The organism is Sphingomonas sp. 10B4 (assembly GCF_035019905.1).
GTDB lineage: Bacteria > Pseudomonadota > Alphaproteobacteria > Sphingomonadales > Sphingomonadaceae > Sphingomonas > Sphingomonas glacialis.
Genome location: NZ_JASJVC010000197.1, coordinates 1 through 472 on the forward strand (window position 1 = coordinate 1; position 472 = coordinate 472).

The 472-nt window shown below is 51.1% G+C and carries 1 pseudogene; it reads left to right on the forward strand.

Annotated features, from left to right (window positions below):
• A pseudogene (locus tag QN347_RS19445) lies at positions 1-347 on the forward strand (hypothetical protein); the annotation flags it as partial.
• Positions 348-472 lie beyond the last annotated feature (125 nt).

Below are 472 nucleotides of genomic sequence, written 5' to 3' on the forward strand. Positions count from 1 at the left end.
CATCGCCTCGATCCAGCTCTTTGCACGCCGCATCGCAAGACTATGATATCACCCCGAATAATTATGAATCAGACTCTGAGGCCTGGGACTCGGCGCACCCCGTCGTAAGCACCTTGGCGAACATGCAGAGCAAGCTCCTGTACCCCGGTGACCGCGATGTTTATTCGACCGCAATGAAATACGAGAACTTCATTGCAAACAAAGAAGTTCGGACGATGAATAGCAGCAATGGACACATCGTCGTTCGCGTTTCTCCTGGCGGCCAGACGTACCGGATTATCATAACAACAAATTCTGACGAGAGCGATCGCATGATTTTGACTTCCGGGCCGATTAGCTGCGCTTAAAGCTTTACGAGGCTTTATTGCAAAACGTCGCGAGAGCATAACCGCGCCTTTACTTGAAGATGTTATGAGAGGCGGACGGTCACCGGTGTTCCTATTTCGGAGAACCGATTGAGGATTGCAGCACG